This is a genomic window from Synechococcus sp. A10-1-5-1 (assembly GCF_023115425.1).
In the GTDB taxonomy this organism is placed as follows: Bacteria; Cyanobacteriota; Cyanobacteriia; order PCC-6307; family Cyanobiaceae; genus Vulcanococcus.
In genome coordinates, this window is the sequence record NZ_CP096032.1 from 649,925 (window position 1) to 665,984 (window position 16,060).

General features: G+C 57.6%; 17 protein-coding genes and 1 tRNA gene. 11 read left to right on the top strand and 7 right to left on the bottom strand.

Annotated features, from left to right (window positions below):
- Positions 1-110 precede the first annotated feature (110 nt).
- Genes MY494_RS03420 through MY494_RS03435 form a run of 4 tightly spaced genes read left to right on the top strand, consistent with a single transcriptional unit; the run spans position 111 to position 2,668 of the window.
- Positions 111-746: a DUF3318 domain-containing protein gene (locus MY494_RS03420; RefSeq protein WP_247911938.1), complete on the top strand. Its 636-nt coding sequence runs from the start codon at positions 111-113 to the stop codon at positions 744-746.
- Entirely contained in the window at positions 739-1,167 is a 429-nt protein-coding gene (gene rsfS / locus MY494_RS03425; protein WP_247911349.1) for a ribosome silencing factor, read from the top strand. The genes MY494_RS03420 and rsfS overlap by 8 nt, the downstream gene beginning before the upstream one ends.
- Positions 1,168-1,179: 12 nt before the next feature.
- Positions 1,180-1,692: a CGLD27 family protein gene (locus MY494_RS03430; RefSeq protein ID WP_247911350.1), complete on the top strand. Its 513-nt coding sequence runs from the start codon at positions 1,180-1,182 to the stop codon at positions 1,690-1,692.
- A 1-nt stretch (position 1,693) separates the two neighbouring features.
- Positions 1,694-2,668, top strand: coding sequence for an asparaginase (locus MY494_RS03435; protein ID WP_247911351.1), 975 nt, complete (start codon positions 1,694-1,696; stop codon positions 2,666-2,668).
- On the opposite strand, the gene MY494_RS03440 is transcribed toward MY494_RS03435, so the two are convergent.
- Positions 2,665-3,330 carry a transaldolase family protein gene (locus MY494_RS03440; protein ID WP_247911352.1) on the bottom strand — a complete coding sequence of 222 codons (666 nt, stop codon included), beginning with the start codon at positions 3,328-3,330 and terminating at the stop codon, positions 2,665-2,667. The two genes, MY494_RS03435 and MY494_RS03440, sit on opposite strands and share 4 nt — an antisense overlap.
- A 55-nt stretch (positions 3,331-3,385) precedes the next feature.
- Between MY494_RS03440 and MY494_RS03445 the strand changes: the two genes are divergently transcribed.
- A tRNA-Met gene (locus MY494_RS03445) sits at positions 3,386-3,462 on the top strand.
- 59 nt (positions 3,463-3,521) lie between these two features.
- The gene (locus MY494_RS03450) at positions 3,522-5,141 is read left to right on the top strand and encodes a GMC oxidoreductase (RefSeq protein WP_247911353.1); all 1,620 of its coding nucleotides are present in this window, start codon (positions 3,522-3,524) and stop codon (positions 5,139-5,141) included.
- 8 nt (positions 5,142-5,149) lie between these two features.
- Here MY494_RS03450 and MY494_RS03455 read toward each other — a convergent pair whose 3' ends face one another.
- Both MY494_RS03455 and MY494_RS03460 read right to left on the bottom strand, forming a co-directional pair.
- Entirely contained in the window at positions 5,150-5,554 is a 405-nt protein-coding gene (locus MY494_RS03455) for a DUF2811 domain-containing protein (protein ID WP_371820668.1), read from the bottom strand.
- 368 nt (positions 5,555-5,922) lie between these two features.
- The gene (locus MY494_RS03460) at positions 5,923-7,065 is read right to left on the bottom strand and encodes a sirohydrochlorin chelatase (RefSeq protein WP_247911354.1); all 1,143 of its coding nucleotides are present in this window, start codon (positions 7,063-7,065) and stop codon (positions 5,923-5,925) included.
- 61 nt (positions 7,066-7,126) lie between these two features.
- Between MY494_RS03460 and MY494_RS03465 the strand changes: the two genes are divergently transcribed.
- On the top strand, positions 7,127-7,801 hold the full coding sequence (locus MY494_RS03465) for a hypothetical protein (protein ID WP_247911355.1): 675 nt from the start codon (positions 7,127-7,129) through the stop codon (positions 7,799-7,801).
- Positions 7,802-7,874: 73 nt separating this feature from the next.
- Here MY494_RS03465 and MY494_RS03470 read toward each other — a convergent pair whose 3' ends face one another.
- From MY494_RS03470 to MY494_RS03480, 3 genes are all read right to left on the bottom strand, one after another.
- Positions 7,875-8,018, bottom strand: coding sequence for a chlorophyll a/b-binding protein (locus MY494_RS03470; RefSeq protein WP_247911356.1), 144 nt, complete (start codon positions 8,016-8,018; stop codon positions 7,875-7,877).
- A gap of 99 nt (positions 8,019-8,117) precedes the next feature.
- Complete coding sequence (locus tag MY494_RS03475) at positions 8,118-10,346, bottom strand: cation:dicarboxylate symporter family transporter (RefSeq protein WP_247911357.1); 2,229 nt, start codon at positions 10,344-10,346, stop codon at positions 8,118-8,120.
- A 273-nt stretch (positions 10,347-10,619) separates the two neighbouring features.
- Positions 10,620-11,564, bottom strand: a complete 945-nt coding sequence (locus MY494_RS03480) for a fatty acid desaturase (protein WP_247911358.1) — start codon at positions 11,562-11,564, stop codon at positions 10,620-10,622.
- A gap of 308 nt (positions 11,565-11,872) precedes the next feature.
- Between MY494_RS03480 and cfa the strand changes: the two genes are divergently transcribed.
- Both cfa and MY494_RS03490 read left to right on the top strand, forming a co-directional pair.
- Positions 11,873-13,120: a cyclopropane fatty acyl phospholipid synthase gene (gene cfa, locus MY494_RS03485; RefSeq protein ID WP_247911359.1), complete on the top strand. Its 1,248-nt coding sequence runs from the start codon at positions 11,873-11,875 to the stop codon at positions 13,118-13,120.
- 7 nt (positions 13,121-13,127) lie between these two features.
- Entirely contained in the window at positions 13,128-14,009 is an 882-nt protein-coding gene (locus MY494_RS03490; RefSeq protein ID WP_247911360.1) for an RNA polymerase sigma factor RpoD/SigA, read from the top strand.
- 31 nt (positions 14,010-14,040) lie between these two features.
- On the opposite strand, the gene MY494_RS03495 is transcribed toward MY494_RS03490, so the two are convergent.
- Positions 14,041-14,289 (bottom strand): hypothetical protein, encoded by a 249-nt coding sequence (locus MY494_RS03495; protein WP_247911361.1) that lies wholly within the window; start codon positions 14,287-14,289, stop codon positions 14,041-14,043.
- 401 nt (positions 14,290-14,690) lie between these two features.
- Between MY494_RS03495 and MY494_RS03500 the strand changes: the two genes are divergently transcribed.
- Both MY494_RS03500 and MY494_RS03505 read left to right on the top strand, forming a co-directional pair.
- Positions 14,691-15,065 (top strand): hypothetical protein, encoded by a 375-nt coding sequence (locus tag MY494_RS03500; protein ID WP_247911362.1) that lies wholly within the window; start codon positions 14,691-14,693, stop codon positions 15,063-15,065.
- A 110-nt stretch (positions 15,066-15,175) separates the two neighbouring features.
- Positions 15,176-16,060: a sensor domain-containing diguanylate cyclase gene (locus MY494_RS03505; protein WP_247911363.1), complete on the top strand. Its 885-nt coding sequence runs from the start codon at positions 15,176-15,178 to the stop codon at positions 16,058-16,060.

Genomic DNA, 16,060 nt, shown 5'->3' on the forward strand with positions numbered 1-16,060 from the left:
CCAAACCCATCCAGCCTCTCACGCGGTCGAAACCCCTTGCTGTTAAGGCAGACCCAGCCAACGATCCAGCCGTGGCTAGTGTTGTCGGCAACACGCCTGAATGCGTCCCCATGAGCGAACTCCAGCGCCTGAAGGGGTTGCTGCCTCCCGAGATGCAGAGCTGGGTGTTTGTAGAAGCCGCGGCCTCGGCAGACCCGCCGCTGATCACCATCGAAGAGATCGGCCGGGATGAGGTGGAGGTTCAGCTCGACCTTCAAAAGTGGGATGCCCTGGCGATCGACCACCGCAACCTCCTCTTCTGGCATGAGGTGGGACGAATCCAGAACGACTCCGTTCCCCGTGATGGCTGGGAGATGGCCGCACTGGCCATTGGCCTGGGTGGGGCCATCGGTGAACTCTGGGTGCAGGACGGCCTGCTGCTGCTGATGGCCCTCGGCCTCTCCGGCTTTGCGGGCTATCGCCTCTATTTGAAAAACAACTCCGAAAAGCGTCTGCAGGACGCCATCGCCGCCGATGAACGGGCGATCGATCTGGCCTGCCGCTTTGGCTACACCCTGCCCAACGCGTACAAGAGCCTCGGCGGTGCCCTCAAGGAACTGGTGGAGCAAACCCGCAAGAAGAAAAAGCGGGGGTTCTACGAGGATCGGCTGGAGGCGCTGCGCAAGAGTGCAGGGAAAGCCCGGGCCGAGATGGCCCAGCAACAGGGCTCCCGACAATCCGTGAGCAGCGAGAACGTTTATGGCTGAGGCCCAAGCCACCAAGCCCAGTCCCGAACCCAACCGGCCCCGGCTCGACCTCGACGACAGCAAAGCGCTGGCCCTGCTGGCAGCTGACGCCTGCGATGACCGCAAGGCCACCGACATTGTTCTGATCCGGGTCGAGGAGATCTCTTCGATCGCTGACTGGTTCGTGATTGCCAGTGGCTTCACTGATGTCCAGGTGCGCGCCATGGCCCGATCTGTCGAAGACAAGCTCGAGGAGCACACCGGACGTCTACCCCTGCGGAAGGAAGGTCAAAACGAAGGACGCTGGGTCCTGCTCGACTACGGCGAGGTCATCGTTCATTGCCTCACCCCCGATGAGCGCAGTTACTACGACCTGGAGTCTTTCTGGGGCCACGGTGAGAAGGAGAGCTTCGTAGGCTCGCCTGACGCTCCACCGGCCTGAGCCGGACACTCAATGGCTGGCAGCGATCCTTCCCAAGGGCTGAGTAACAGCACGCCCTGTCCGGTCCCCCCAGAGCAGCGCCCGCTGGAGCAGTACAAGGAGCTGCAGAACTCCCTGTTCTTCGCCTGGGCCCAGCAGAACATCGCCCAGCCGCTGATTCAAAGCTGGCTGATTGCGATGCCGCTCACGCTTTATCTCGCCACCGGCAGTTTTCAGCTACGCCACGATCCAGCAGCGCTGACCGCCGCGGGTGCCGCTGGGGCCTGCGTGGTGCCGTTGCTCATGCTCACCCGCCAATGGCTGGGATGGAGAACCGTGCTGCGACGCCTGACCTCCACCCAGGTGGAGTACGAGGAATCGGGTTGGTACGACGGTCAGGTCTGGGAAAAACCGCTGGCCTGGCGGCAACAGGATCTTCTGGTCGCCACCCACGAGGTCAAACCGGTGCTGCGCAAGATCCAGCTGGCCCTGGCCACGACCGCAGGACTGCTGTTGCTCTCGACCGGACTCTGTCAGGCTCTCTGACATGACCTTCTCCAGCAGCTTCGGCAGCCGTCCTGGGGTGCCACCCCTCGAGGTGCGCCTAAAACGCAATGGGATTGGCGAATCGCTGCACCGCGTCCACGCCGTGGTCTGCGACCAGCGCGGCCGCGTCCTGATGCGGGCTGGAGATCCGCAGCAACTGAGCTTTATCCGTTCAGCCCTCAAGCCATTCCAGGCTCAGGTCTTTGTCAGCAGTGGAGCAGCCGATCTCGGCCAGCACGACGACCGCGCCCTTGCGATTGCCTGTGCCTCCCATGGCGGTGAAGCCGGCCAGGCCCGCGAAGCCTTCAAGATCCTCTGGAAGGCCGACCTCGAGAGCGAGCAACTGCAGTGCCCCACCCCCGCGGGCAGGCAGAGTCCGCTCGAGCACAACTGCTCCGGCAAGCACGCCGCTTTTCTGGCAACCTGCCGCAAGATGCAATGGCCACTGGAGACCTACCTCCAGATCGAGCACCCCCTGCAGCAACAGGTGCTCAAGCGCGTCGGAGAACTCCTGGGGATGCCCGCCGCGGAGCTGATCACCGCCCGCGATGACTGCGGGGCACCAACCCTGCAACTGCAGCTAGCCCAAATGGCGCTGCTCTTTGCCCATCTCGGATCCGGTCAGCACCCTGAACTGGAGCGCCTGTCGCGCTCAATGTTGGCCCACCCCGATCTGATCGCCGGTGAGGGGCGTTTTGACACCGCCGTGATGCGCAGCAGCCATGGCCAGGTGCTGAGCAAGGGTGGAGCCGAAGGAATCCAGTGCCTTAGTCGCGTTGGCGAAGGCCTGGGACTAGCAATCAAGGTGGAAGACGGAGCCCGGCGGGCCAAGCAGGCGGTCGCCCTGCACCTGATGCAACAACTGGAGTGGCTCACGCCTCTCACCCTGGAGGAGCTCAGCGCTCAGTTCCTGGTCCCCAACCCCGCGGTCAAGCTCGAGGTCAGCGGCGAGCTGCGCTTCGATAACGGCAACTAGAGCGCGTCCAGCTCGAACTGGGCCGCTGCAGCTTCGGTGGCCTCAACGCTGAAGAGCGCCTCGGCGATGGCTGGACTGATGGTGAAGGTGTTCAGTCCCTCGGCCGCCAGACGCGGCAGGTCTGAAGGGCTGCGCAGGCTGGCCACCAGGAGGCGCAGAGTCGAACCGAGCGCATCGATGCAGCGCTGCATCTGAATCAGCTCAGCGTGACTGTCACGGCCCAAATCGCTAATACGCCCGAGGTAGGGGGCGATGTAGTCCACCCCCAGGGCCACCGCCAAGAGAACCTGCTGGGGTTCGTAGCAAGCGGTGAAGGTAATCCGGCAGCCCTCCTGCTGAAGGGTTCGAGCTGCCTCCAGGCCAGGCCGAGTGATGGGCAGCTTCACCCAGATCCGATCCGGGGCGATCTGGGCCAGGGCGCGACCGCAGCCCACCAGGTCGGTCCCCCAGGCCTGCAGGTGCAATTCCTGCACACCATGGGCCAGGGCCCGCTCAGACAAGGTCCGGAGATTCTCCAGGCTGCAGGGCTGCCCCGCGCGCTTGAGCAGCGTGGGGTTGCATGTGACCCCGGCAAACAGGGAGGTCGGCAACCAGTGATCCCAGGCGCTGGGGTCGGCCGAATCCAGCAGGAGGTGCAGCGCCATGGGAGAAAACGGCTCCATCCATCCTGGCTCCATTGCCGGAGGGATCCGCTGTGCTGTAAGGTTTCTGGGACGCCGCGGGGTAGAGCAGTCTGGTAGCTCGTCGGGCTCATAACCCGAAGGTCGGTGGTTCAAATCCGCCCCCCGCCACCAACTCCAAAAGCCCCGGCCTTCTCTGAAGCGCCGGGGCTTTTTTAATGGCTGAAACCATGATGGCTTCAAGCAACCCTGACGCGATCGTCGTCGGCTCCGGGGCCACCGGAGGGGTGGCAGCCATGGCCTTAGCCCAAGCGGGCATGCGGGTTCTGGTGCTGGAGGCCGGCCCGGAGCTGAGCGCGAAGCGGGCCTTTGGCAGCGAGCCGCTGAACAGCCTTAAACGCCTCAGCAACATCAGCAGTGGCCGGCAGCGCATCGCCGCGAATCACCCGGGCTACTGGAAAGCCAACCCGGAACTGTTCGTCGATGAGCAGCGCAACCCCTACTCCACCCCCGGCGATCGGCCCTTCCTCTGGACCCGGGGGAGACAAGTGGGGGGCAAAAGCCTCACCTGGGGAGGCATCACCCTGCGGCTCTCCGACTACGAGTTCAAGGGGAGCAGCCGGGATGGCCATGGCATGGACTGGCCGATCGGCCACAGCGACCTTGCCCCCTGGTACGCCCAGCTGGAGACCCTATTGGCGGTCAAGGGGCATCGGGACGGCCTGGCTCAGCTTCCCGATGGGGAGTTCCAAGCCCCGCTGCCCCTGACGCCTGCCGAGGAACACCTGGGACGCTCCATCCAGCGGGACCTGGACCTTCCCTTGATCCAGTCCCGCGGCTTTGAGCTGCACCGCAACAACGGGGCACCCTGGCCGCGCTCCTGCTCCCAAGGGGGCGCCCTAGCGATCGCCCTGGCCAGCGGCCGGGTGGAGCTCCGCAGCAACAGCGTGGTCAGCCACGTGCTGATCGATCGCGCCAGCGGCCGCGCCAAAGGTGTCGAGGCCATCGATCGAAACAGCGGGGTGCACTTCAGCGCCGAGGCGCCCCTGGTGGTGCTCTGCGCCAGCACGATCGAGAGCCTCAGGCTGCTGCTCCACTCCCAACAGCAGAGCGGACTGGAGGACGTCAGTGGCAAGCTCGGGCTGGGCCTGATGGATCACATCTCCCGCAGCTGCTTCTTCTCGATCCCCGATCAGCCGGCCCCTGGGAGCAGCGAACTCTCCGGTGCGGGGAGCTGCTTCATCCCCAACACCCTGGAGTCGAGACAATTCAAGCGGGGCTATGGGCTCTGGTGCGGCATCCAGCGCTTTGATCCACCCCAACTGCTGCTGCGCGAGCGGGGCAGTGCGGTGGGTTTCTTGATCGGCCATGGCGAGGTCCTGAGCCAAGCCCATAACCAAGTGAGCCTTCACCCGGAGCGCCGGGACGCCTGGGGGATCCCGATTGCCCACATCGACTGCCGCTGGGGCGAAAACGAGCAGGCGATGGTCACGCACATGGGAGAGCGGATGCAGGCGGTGGTCCGCTCTGCGGGGGGGCAGATCAAGCCGCTCTCGGATCTCTTTGTGATGCCACTGATTGAACCGCTGGTGCAGGGCAGCCTGGCCCTCTCACCGGGGGCTGCGCCTCCGGGGTACTACATCCATGAACTCGGGGGCGCGCCAATGGCCGAGCGGGAAGAGCAGGGCGTGCTGAACCCCTGGAACCAGCTCTGGCGCACCCCGAACCTGCTGGTGACCGACGGCAGCTGCTGGCCCAGTGCGGGCTGGCAGAGCCCAACGCTCACAGAAATGGCCCTCACCTGGAGGGCCTGTGACCACGCCGCAGCGGCACTGAAACGCGGGGATCTTTGAGGCGGACCTCAGGAATCGGCGGCGCTGACGAAGAGACCGTTCAGATAGTGCTGGGTGACGGATTGATCGCTGCAGCCGTTCTGGAACAGGAACCCGGCCAGGGCCGAGGTGATCACCCGGTACTGATCCCAGTCAGGACGGTTGCTCAAGAAAGCCTTCATCCCATCGAAGAGGGCCTCAGGAACCTCTGCCTCCAGGCTGATCCGCGGGGCACCCTGGGGCTGCTCTGGGTCGGGCCCTGGCTCGGGCTCAGCCGCAACGGACTCAGGCTGCTTGAGGCAGCGGCTGAGGTGGGCCCTGTTCTGGTCTTCACCGAACAAGGGGTGACCGGAGGCCTTCCGCTCGGGCTTGTGCTGTGCACCAACGGCCTGCAGGCCATCAACACCCTGGTGATCCAAGCGGCTGCGCTCCAACAATTCACTCCTCTGACGCCCACCAGCAAGCCACAAAGCGACAGCCCCCGTCAAAGCGCGTGTCAAAGGCGACAACGTCGGGAGAGACAGACTGAGACAGCAGCCCCAGACGGGGGTCTCAGATTGATTCTCGGACCGCTCAAACCGTCGACTAATCAGTCTCGGCGGGCTGTCAAGCGGCCAGCGAACGAAACCACGCAATCCCCAGGAACAGCACTAACGCAAGCATGCAGGTCGCGCAAGCTGTGGAAAACATCGTTTTTCCCTGGGGAAAAGGCGAAAGCCCTGGGGAAACACGGAAATGATAAGCAGGGCTTATTCGGGCCAGTCTCGTGGGACCCGCATGGATCCGAGACGGCTGAGCAGGGTCATATCGAGGGGTTTTCTTCCGATTTCGCGCGCGGCTTGTAGAGGGTGCGCGGACCCAGGGGGTGCTCAGCGTGGGGATAGAGGCTGTGGGTATGCCCGTGATCGTGACTGTGGTCGTGGTCGTGGTCGTGGTCGTGGTCGTGATGGTGGTGATGCCCCAGAGGAATGGGGATGCCATCGGGCTGACAGGCACCGGTGCACTCGAGCTCACAGAGGGTGCAACCCTCGATCAGGCCCTCGACGTGGTGGTGGTGACTCTGCTGCGGGGCGCCCACCTCGGTCTCAAAGCCCAGCACCTGGGCGCGGTACTTGCAAAGCGAACAGTTCATCTGGGTCTCGCCGCGGACGACCTCCTCGACCCGCTCCTTAAAGGTGTCGATCACCAAGGGGTGATCCCCTAAGTAGGAGGCATCCACGAAGTCCACCTCGGGGTGGTCGGCCGCCACCAGCTGCGTGTGCTGGCGGATGCGGCTGACCAGAACCCCCGAGAAGAGGAAATAGGGGAAGACGATCACCCGTTTGAAACCCAGGCGCACCACGTGGCGCAGACCGGGCTCCACCAGGGGGAAGGTGACGCCCGAGTAGACGGTCTCGCCCCAGCCAAAGCCAAAGCCCTCCACCAGCATCCGCGTCACCTTGGAGACGTTGGAGTTGGCATCGGGGTCCGAAGAACCGCGGCCCACAACCACCAGCAGGGTCTCCGCCAGGGGCACCTCGGCTTGGGTGTTGGCCCCATCGAGGGCTTCCCGGATCCGGGCGCCAGCGGCCTGGATCATCTTGAGATCCACCCCCAGCTCCCGGCCGTAATCGATGCGCAGCCCGGTCTCAGCCGCGTAGCTATTGAGAACAGAAGGGATGTCGTTCTTGGCGTGGCCGGCGGCAAAGAGCATTCCGGGCACCGCCAGGACACGCTTGACCCCCTGGGCCCGCAGGCTGTCGAGCCCGTCGCGCAGGATCGGGCGGGCAAATTCCAGGTAGCCGTATTCGACCGGAACATCCGGAAGGTGGCGTCTCAGCCCCTCGGCCAGCTGGGCAAATTCGGTCACGGCCTGTTTGTTGCGGCTGCCGTGGCCGCAGATCATGACCCCGATCGGACCACCATCGACCGCCTGAAGATCCAGTTGCTGAGAGGGGTCTGTCATGGGAAGGCCTGCCTGACCTGACCCTATCGGCCTAGGGTGACCCAAAGCCAAGCATCAAAGCGTGCAGACGAGCGAGAACCACCGGTCCGGCGAGCTAAAGGAACTGGGCTGGAGCCCCGAAGACTGCCGTAAGTACGAAGAGCTCTGGGAATACCGCCATCGCTGGGGCGCCATCAACCTCGAGCGGGAGGACCGCATCTTCCTGCGCAAGGCCGAAGCCGCCCTGCCGAAGATCGTCACCGGCAAAGCCGAGAAGAAGAAGCTTCAGGACAAGTCCTACTACCGCTGGCTTGCCTTCTACCGCGATGCCATGGCCACAAGCGACAACGCCGCGGGCCTGGGTGAAGCGGAACTGGCCGTCTGGCCGATCCTGCTGCAGGAAGAGCTGCGGGCCATCGATTACTACCAGCCGGTCCTGGGCTTACCCGACACCTTGAAGGCCAAGGAATTGATCGCCATTCGCGAGCAGCTCGCCAGCAAGGCAGCTGCCGCAGGCCGCGTCAGCCAATTCGGCTTCGTCGATGTTCTCGAGGAGCTCAAGCGCAACGAGAAGACCAGCTGGAAACCCTTGCGCGGTGACGGCAACAACGAGACCAGCTACCCAGTCCTGCCGTCCGATGCCGCCGAAGCCTTCCGCCAGGAAGCCCGCTCGACCCTGACGACGGCTATCCGCGAGCTCTTCCCGTCCCTCAAGGACAGCGACAAGGAGCCCCCGGCTGCCGACTGGCAGCCCTGAGCGGGCGCTCCAGACAGCAAAAAGCCCCCGGCGCTGAGCGCCGGGGGCTTCGTCATGCCGATGAGGACGGCAATCAGCCGAGGCCGATCTGGGTCAGGATGCCCTGGCCGGTCAGCAGTTCGGTGGCCAGGCCGATCACAAAGCCCATCATGGCCAGGCGGCCATTCCAGGTCTCAGCGAAGTTGACGAAGCCGAAACGGGAATTGGAGTCAGCCATTGGAGACGTCGTTACGAAACGTGTAGCAAGTGTAAAGCCTTGTTACGCCCCTTGGGCGTGTCCAAGAAGACGGTTTCCCGTGCTTTGCAAGCGGCACCCCTAACGCTTCGGCAGCTCGACACCTTCAACCCAATGGGCATAGACGACCTTGCGGGTCCCGTCCATGTCTTGGAAGCGCAGCCAGGAATTCCAGACTCCCGCCAAGGGCTCGCTTCCCAACGGCAACTGGCGAGCTGCCGGCAGGCTTCTCAACGGCTGCGGTACGAGAAGAGTGAGGTTCGGCTGCAGAACATTCCAGGACGCCCCCTGCTGTGCAGTCACCAACACCGCATCCAGCCGCCCCGCCTGCAGGGCTTCAAGCAGCTCAGGAGTTCCTTGGGAACTGATGAACTTCGCCTGCGGCAACCAACCACTCACCAAGCGCAACAGAAACGGATCGTCAAAAGCGAGGCCCACCTGCAGACCCTTGAGCTCGGTCAGATCACTCCAGGCACGTTTGCTACTGAGGGCTGATCCCTTGATTAAAAGGGCAACGCCATAGGTCAGGTGGGAATCGGTGTAGCGGGTACGGGCCGCATCCATCGGAGCCATGACATCACTCGAAAGCTTCATGTCGCAGTAGCCGCGCTCGAGGGCCTCGAGGGTGTCAGGACGGGGTTGGTTCTGCTGACCGACGCGATTAATCAGCACGTAGCTGGGTTTCAGGCCCATCTGCTTGGCAAAGAGCATGCCCATCTCCACATCGGCTCCGACTAGATCGCCAGCAGCGTTGCGATACGACATCGGGTAGTCCTGCTCGTGGACGCAGTAGCGAATCGCCCTGGCACGTCGAATGGCTTGCCAATTGCCGGGCCGCTCAACAGGGGACCATCCATCCACGACCGAAGCGCGGCCCTTGGCCAGGGCAAAACCCTGGTGCATCAACTGATCACGGTCGCTATTGCCAGGCTTGGGTAGCCATTGAAAACTGGCACGGCTCAACAGGACAAAACCAGGGAGAACCGCCAGGGCCGTTGCGGCCGGCAGAAGACGGTTGAAATGCTTCGGGAAGCCCTCCAGGGAAACCCAGGTGCCGATGATCACCAAGGCGATGACACTCATGCAGGCCAGCAAGGTGCCGAGGCGAGCCACTGCAACTTGGTCAATCGCGATGTAGAGCTGGACCAAATCACTGGGCAAGCCCATACGGTCCAGGAGAAAGGTCATGGCCAAGATCCCCTCAAGAAAGGCACTGGCCAAGCCAGTGAGCAGAAAGCCGGGCATCTCCTGGAAGCTGATGGCGTTACCGGTGAGCCAGCCCGCGAAGGGAACAAAAGCGAGAGAGAGCAGGCGACCCATATCTGGAAACACCAGAGCAAGGGGGGCGAGGACCTCAACAGGAAGGTCGACCTGATCTTTGATCTCCTGATCACTGACCCCTGGACTCGCCAGGGCAGCACGGGCTTCAAACAGGAGTTGTTTAGAGAGCTCGACCAGCATCGGCAAGACCACGAGCATGTTCGCTGTGGCGAATGCAATGGTGAGTGGAGTTCGGAACCGGCGCAAAAGCTGACGCGCGGGAATCGGCGTCACACCCGCAATCACCAAGGGCAAGACAAGACCAGCCATGAGAAGAGCGATGCCGCCCTGCAAAACGACATAAACAGCCAGGCGTGGTAGCTGTGAACTCTCCATGGATGCAGTGGCCGTCGCAAGGATGGCGAAGACACCAACCGGGGTAAAACGAGCCACAAACGCAGAGATCCCAAGCAGGGCGTCGGCAATCCGATCAAAGACATCAATCAATGGTTGCCGTTTGGGTACGGCAATCAGTGCGATCCCAAGGGCGAGTGAAAACAAAACAACAGCCGGGATCTGGGTATCAGCAAAGGCTGCAAAGGGATTGACAGGAATGAAGAGTTCAGTGAGATCGAGAGGTTTCGGGGCCTGGAGCAGGCTTGGCTTAAAAAACGAAGCGTCATGCCAACTCGGGAACCCAACGGGCACGAGGAGGACCGCAAGAAGTACGACAGCCCAAAAACTGATCAGGACCAGGGCCGAACGGCCGAGCAGGCGGCTGGCCTGAGCCAGGTGCAAACGACCGACACCAGCGATCAAAGAAACGCTCAGAAAAGGCAAGACCGGCATCTGAAAAAGACGCAGAAAGCCATCTCCAACGGGGCTAAGGGGCCCTAGCAGTGGAGGCGGGAGCAGGCGTCCCGCCAGAAGTCCCGCGACAAGGCCCTGAAGAATTTGGATGGCGAGGGACTGCCGAATGAACCCGTGGTAGAGCCTGAGCAGCCAACTCAGGGGTGGGAGATGCAGCAGAGAGAGCTTGCTGTCGTCCACGGAGCCAGGGCGCTTTATAGGAAGGGTGGAAAGGCCGATACCTTTCGCCAACTACAAGGGCACGAACTGAGACATCGCCATCTGGGGTCAAAGGGCGTACGCCCCCCAGAAAGATGTGAAGGGGCCAGGAGTTGATTCGCCTAAGAATTAATGAACCAAACTGGACGATGCAAGACAGACCATAGAAGAAGAATAGAAGTAGCCAGGATGAGATATTAGATCTTCAACGGTAGGTAGCATTAAGCGATGAAGCAATCACGAAGTCGAAATACATCAAGCCAAAGTGCGGATGGCAGCCCAATAACTTGGATAAGTCGGCAGAGGCCGGAGCTGGTAAGAAGCAATTAGAGCTTCCACTCGACGGGTCGCAGCAGGGAGAGCAGAGGCAGGAATCGCAGGAAAAGCATGGTGAACACTGTGATAGGGAAGGCCACCCATGAAAAAGTTGACCCAATTAGGGACATGAATGGTGCTTGAAGCGTAGAGCTGCGTCAGAATGGGATGAGGGCAATTGGCGGCTAAACCCCAATGCTCGATAAGAGCACGTAGCTGAAGGAAACCGCCAGCCAGACGTTCAACAACAATCCATGAAAAGAGATATTGGGGAAGGCAGTGAAGGTAGGTTGCGAGAGCAAGGAATAGAGCCTGTGTGACGGCAATACCGGCGAGGTCAACGAACAGACATCGGCTTAAACGAAAATCAGTTGAGCGCAAGACGAAGGAAGCATGAAATGTATGAACAATCAGACCGATACCGCCAAGGACGAACACATGCCACCACAGGGGATGACGAGCCTTCCAACCAAGCGAGCCCAACGTGCCTGGGAGGGGCTGGACACGTTCAGGGTCACGGGGATCGATGGAATTCCAAGAATGGTGGCGAAGATGAAGGAGGCGATAACTGGAGGAAGGCCAAGCCATGGGCCACCCAATCAGCAATGAGAAAACAAACTCAAGAGCAGGCAACCCGAGCAGAGTTCCATGACATGCCTCATGGCTTGCAATCAACAAAAAAGTTACTGCAGCTGCAATTAGAAATAAGCCAATGGCACGAAGCAAGAAGAAATGAGGGACCCAATAAAGGAATATGCCTAAAGCCAGGGTAAGTAAAAGGATCAGAAGGCGGAGATAACCAAAACGGGTGGGAGCTCCACTTAAAGAATTCAATTCATGACGAAGGGCCTTCACCACTGAAGGCACGGAAGAGAAAGCCGCCATAAAGAGAACAGAAGCAAATCAATCTAATGAAGGAAATGACAGACAATCACGGTGCAGCAGATAAGCACCAAGAAGGGTGCACCGAATAGAAGGAACAGAAGGACAGGGACATCAACTAGTGATGCCGATAAGTGAACAGAGGAGTGAATGCAAAACGATCCAAGAAACAAAGAGAGCTAAAAGCTGAACGACTGAGCTGCAGGGAAGACCGGCGAAGACCTAATACTGCGCTGAAACTGCAGCAGATCTGAAACAAGACGAACGCAGTTCCGAAAAAATAGGTTATGTAATGTCAATTTGAAATGGCCATGAAGATTCCCTTGGCACTGACATCAGCTACTAAGGCTGCAGATGTCCAGTTCAATGGAAGACGGCCATGGGATGTTCAGGTCAACAACCCAAGACTTTATGGGGAGATCCTACGTCGAGGGTCTTTGGGGTTTGGCGATGGATATATGAATGGAGACTGGGACTGTGATGACCTCTGCGAGCTGATTAACCGTCTATTAAGGGCTAAGGCGAATCGACCTTTGAGCTGGTGGACGAGAACAGCTGAAGGCTGGAGATGGGTGCAAGAGAGACTTGTCAATCAGCAGTCAGAAGAAAGAACGCGTAAAAGAACGAGCCAGCACTACGACATTAATCCAGAGCTATATAGAGCGATGCTAGGGAAAACCATGACCTACAGCTGTGGTTATTGGCGTAATGCAAAGAGCCTAGACCAAGCACAAGAAGCAAAACTAGAGTTGATATGCAAGAAACTAGAGTTGAAAGAGGGTGAAAGGCTATTAGACCTGGGATGCGGATGGGGCTCACTGGCGAAACATGCAGCCGAGAACTACGGAGCAAGAGTCACTGGAATAACAGTGTCGAGAGAGCAGGCTGCATATCTCAAGGAGCAAACGACATGGCAAGACATCAGGGTCAAGGTATGTGACTATCGGCATCTCAATGACTTAGGTGAGGAGCCATTTGACAAGATTGCTTCGGTTGGCATGTATGAGCATGTAGGAAGGCTGAACGATAAAAGGTTCTATGACGTGATCAGCAAGGCCTTAAAGCCGGAGGGATTGGCACTCATCCACACAATTGGTTCAGTCGAGACAACGCATCGGACGGATAAGTGGATCGATCGCTATGTCTTTCCTGGGGGCCGACTTCCATCAGCGGTGGATCTCTGCAAAGGACTAGAGAAGAAGTTCATCATTGAAGACTGGGAAAGCTTCGGCACCGACTACGAAAGGACCTTGCGCTGTTGGCATGAAAACCTAGTTCAATCAAAACAAGACCAAGATTTGGTTCTTGACGATCGAGGCTACCGATTCTGGAAGTTCTACCTACTGAGTTGTGCAGGTTTTTTTAGATCGCGACAAGGTCAGCTGTGGCAAGTGGTACTGAGCAGGCCAGAGCGAACTGATACTTATCGGTCATGGAGACCTGCAAGAACTAGAGATGAGGAATGTCCTGCGCTGCAAGTTGAGGCATTCAAAGGTCAACTGAGCTGCAGCGATGGAAAAGAACGGAAGATTGAAGGCAAGCTAAGAGCCAGCCTTTAACCACATCATGGGCGATACCTTCGGGGACTATCTACGTACGATTGGAAGGGTACCGTTATTGACGGCGCAGGAGGAGATTCATCTCGGCTTAATTGTGAAGGAGTGGAAGGAGACAGACGGACCCTCGCGCTCGTTAGAGAAGAGAGGGAAGAGAGCAATGAATAGGATTGTCACAGCAAATTTGCGTTTGGTGGTGACTGTCTGCCTAAAATACAAAAGACGGCTAAGTCAATACGGTCATGACCCGATGGATCTTGTTCAGGCAGGAAACCTAGGATTGCTGAGAGCATCAGAGAAATATGATCCCAGTCGGGGATATAAGTTTTCTACGTATGCGTACTGGTGGATAAGGCAGTCAATTAATAGACACTTGCAAGAACATAGTGGAAATATGCGGATACCTCCAACGCTGACTAACCTGGCGCAAAAGGTTCACATGGCTCAGAGCGTAAGTGAGGATGGGACGACATTGGAGGAGCTGGCGGGAGCATTAGGTGAATCGTCCAAGAGAATCTTGCACGCGCTGACAGTAAACTATCGTGGCAACACTGTGTCACTCGATCAACAGCTTTCAAGTTCAGATGGGTCGATGACCTTACTCGATACAGTGTCAGATGGGATTGGGCCAGAAATCGAAGAAGACTACACCTGGATGCACGATCAGATGGAGATTCTGTCAACACCAGAGTTTGATGTGATAAGGCTGCGTTATGGGGAAGAAAAACAACGGTCCTACGCTGATGTCGCAAAGCTGATGGGTCGCTCAAAAGACCAAGTGCAGCGCCTCGAACGTTACGCGCTCATCAAATTGAGGAAGAAGATTATGCCCATGCTGAATCCAGAGTTGACAACCTGGAGTGAACAGGCCAAAGCCCCAAAGAATGTCTAACTCCTTGGGGCCACAGGCTAAAAGGAAAGGGTCAGAGACGACGGTAGGCGTTAGGAGCACCACGCTCAAACTTATTACTCGTAGCTTGGGCAAGCGGTTGAGCAGGCAGTGATTGCTTGTGGCTGTCACGCAGAGCGTCTTCGAGAAGAAAGGCACAGAGATTGGATACAGAACGTCCTTCCTCCTCGGATCGATTTAAGAGTTCCTCATGAACGTGATAGCTCAAGGTAATAGAAATACGGCGTGGTTGACGCTGGAGCACACGAACGCGGTCATTCATAGGAAAATGGAGAATGAGAGGATTGGTGAACTGGAAGGTCTCCCCTACCAATCATGAGAATAGAAGCTTTAGAGAGGTCAAAATACAGAGAACAGAGTCAAAAGCAGGACGGATCCGCAGCATGCTGCAGAAGGTAGAGGGAACAATGAAGCGAAGTGAGGCATAGGGGAAGGATGAATCAGGTGACATGGAGTTGTGAACCAAGAGAGAAAAAGGGGGAGGTCAAAGGAGGATGAGTGAATCTCATGTGATTAAAAAGCCGAGAAAAAGGGAGAAGAGAAGAATGGAAGGTCGTAAGAACTAGATGAGAGGAGGATATGCAGCAGATACTGAGCAGATCTGCCGAAAAGCGGTTCAGGACTGCAAGAGTCAGCTATCTATAGAGTAACGGAGAAACAAATATGATTCAGGCAAAAACTGCACTCAAGGCAGAGTCCAGATTCACCAAGGGGATGCCGAGGCACTCGGGATGTGGGACGAGGTCCAGGGGAAGGGAAGAGAAAAGTGCCAGGAACGAAAGACTACAGATTTTAGAAGAGAATAGTAGAGAGATAGACCATATGTGCCATAGAGAAGCAAGAGAGGATAAAGAGAGGAGGAAGGGGATTGATAGTAAAACAAGATTTCAGGCAGGATTGAGCAAAGAGATTAGAACAGGCAAAAAAGAAGAACAGTCATTGAAAGGCATAGAACAGAAAGAAGAAAAGAAGAAGCTGGGTGTGGTAAACGCCAAGATAAGGATGGAAGAAAGAAGAGCTGCGGCAGAGGAAGAATGAACATGAGGGCAGCGAGCTATCCAGTACCAAAAGACGAGGAACAAAGACTCCGAGACCTAAGGAGACATGGGGTACTAGACACAAACCATGATGAAAATTTCGAGCGGATTGTGAGTCTGACCGCAGAAGTTTTTGATGCTCCAATAACAATGATATCTTTGGTGGATCAGCAACGTCAGTGGTTTTTGGCTAGTAACGGATTGAATGTGACAGAAACGCCGAGAGAAGTAGCATTCTGCGCTTACACAATCAATCAGGACAAGTCTCTGATCGTTCCAGACGCAAAAGTCGACTATCGCTTCAGACAAAATCCACTTGTAACAGGCTCACCGTATATACGCTTCTATGCAGGAACACCACTGAAGTCAACTAGAGGTCACAATTTGGGGACGCTGTGCATTGTCGATAACAAGGAACGAGAACTGAACGAGAAAGAAGTCAGGATCTTAGAATTATTAGCTCAATTGGTAATACGTGAACTGGAGTTAAGGCGCAAGGCCTTGATCTGCCCACTGACTGAAGTATTCAACAGAGAGAGCTTTTTGCAACTTGCAAAGATCGAGACGCAAGAAGCGAAAGACAAAGGGAAAGGGCTAAGCCTACTGTTATTTGACATCGATAACTTTGGTCAAATCAACAATCGATGGGGACATGAGGCGGGGAATCGGGTATTAAAGGAAATCTGTAGTGCGGTAAAGTCCTTACTCGAGGAAAGTGATTTATTTGGCCGAGTTGGTGATAACGAGTTTGCTGTCTTAATGCTAGACAGAGAGATGGAGTCATGCCTCGAGTTATCAGAGAGGATAAGAGTAGTCTTAGAAGAGCAGAAAGGTGTCTTTGATCATTCGGACTATCAACCATTAATGAGTGGCGGTTTGACCAATATGTCGACAACCGATAACTCGTTTTTTGAGATATTAAAGCGAAGTCAGGATGCACTTGACTTAGCGAAAGGCAATGGACGTAATCAGGTTGTAAGAATGCTAAGCCAATAA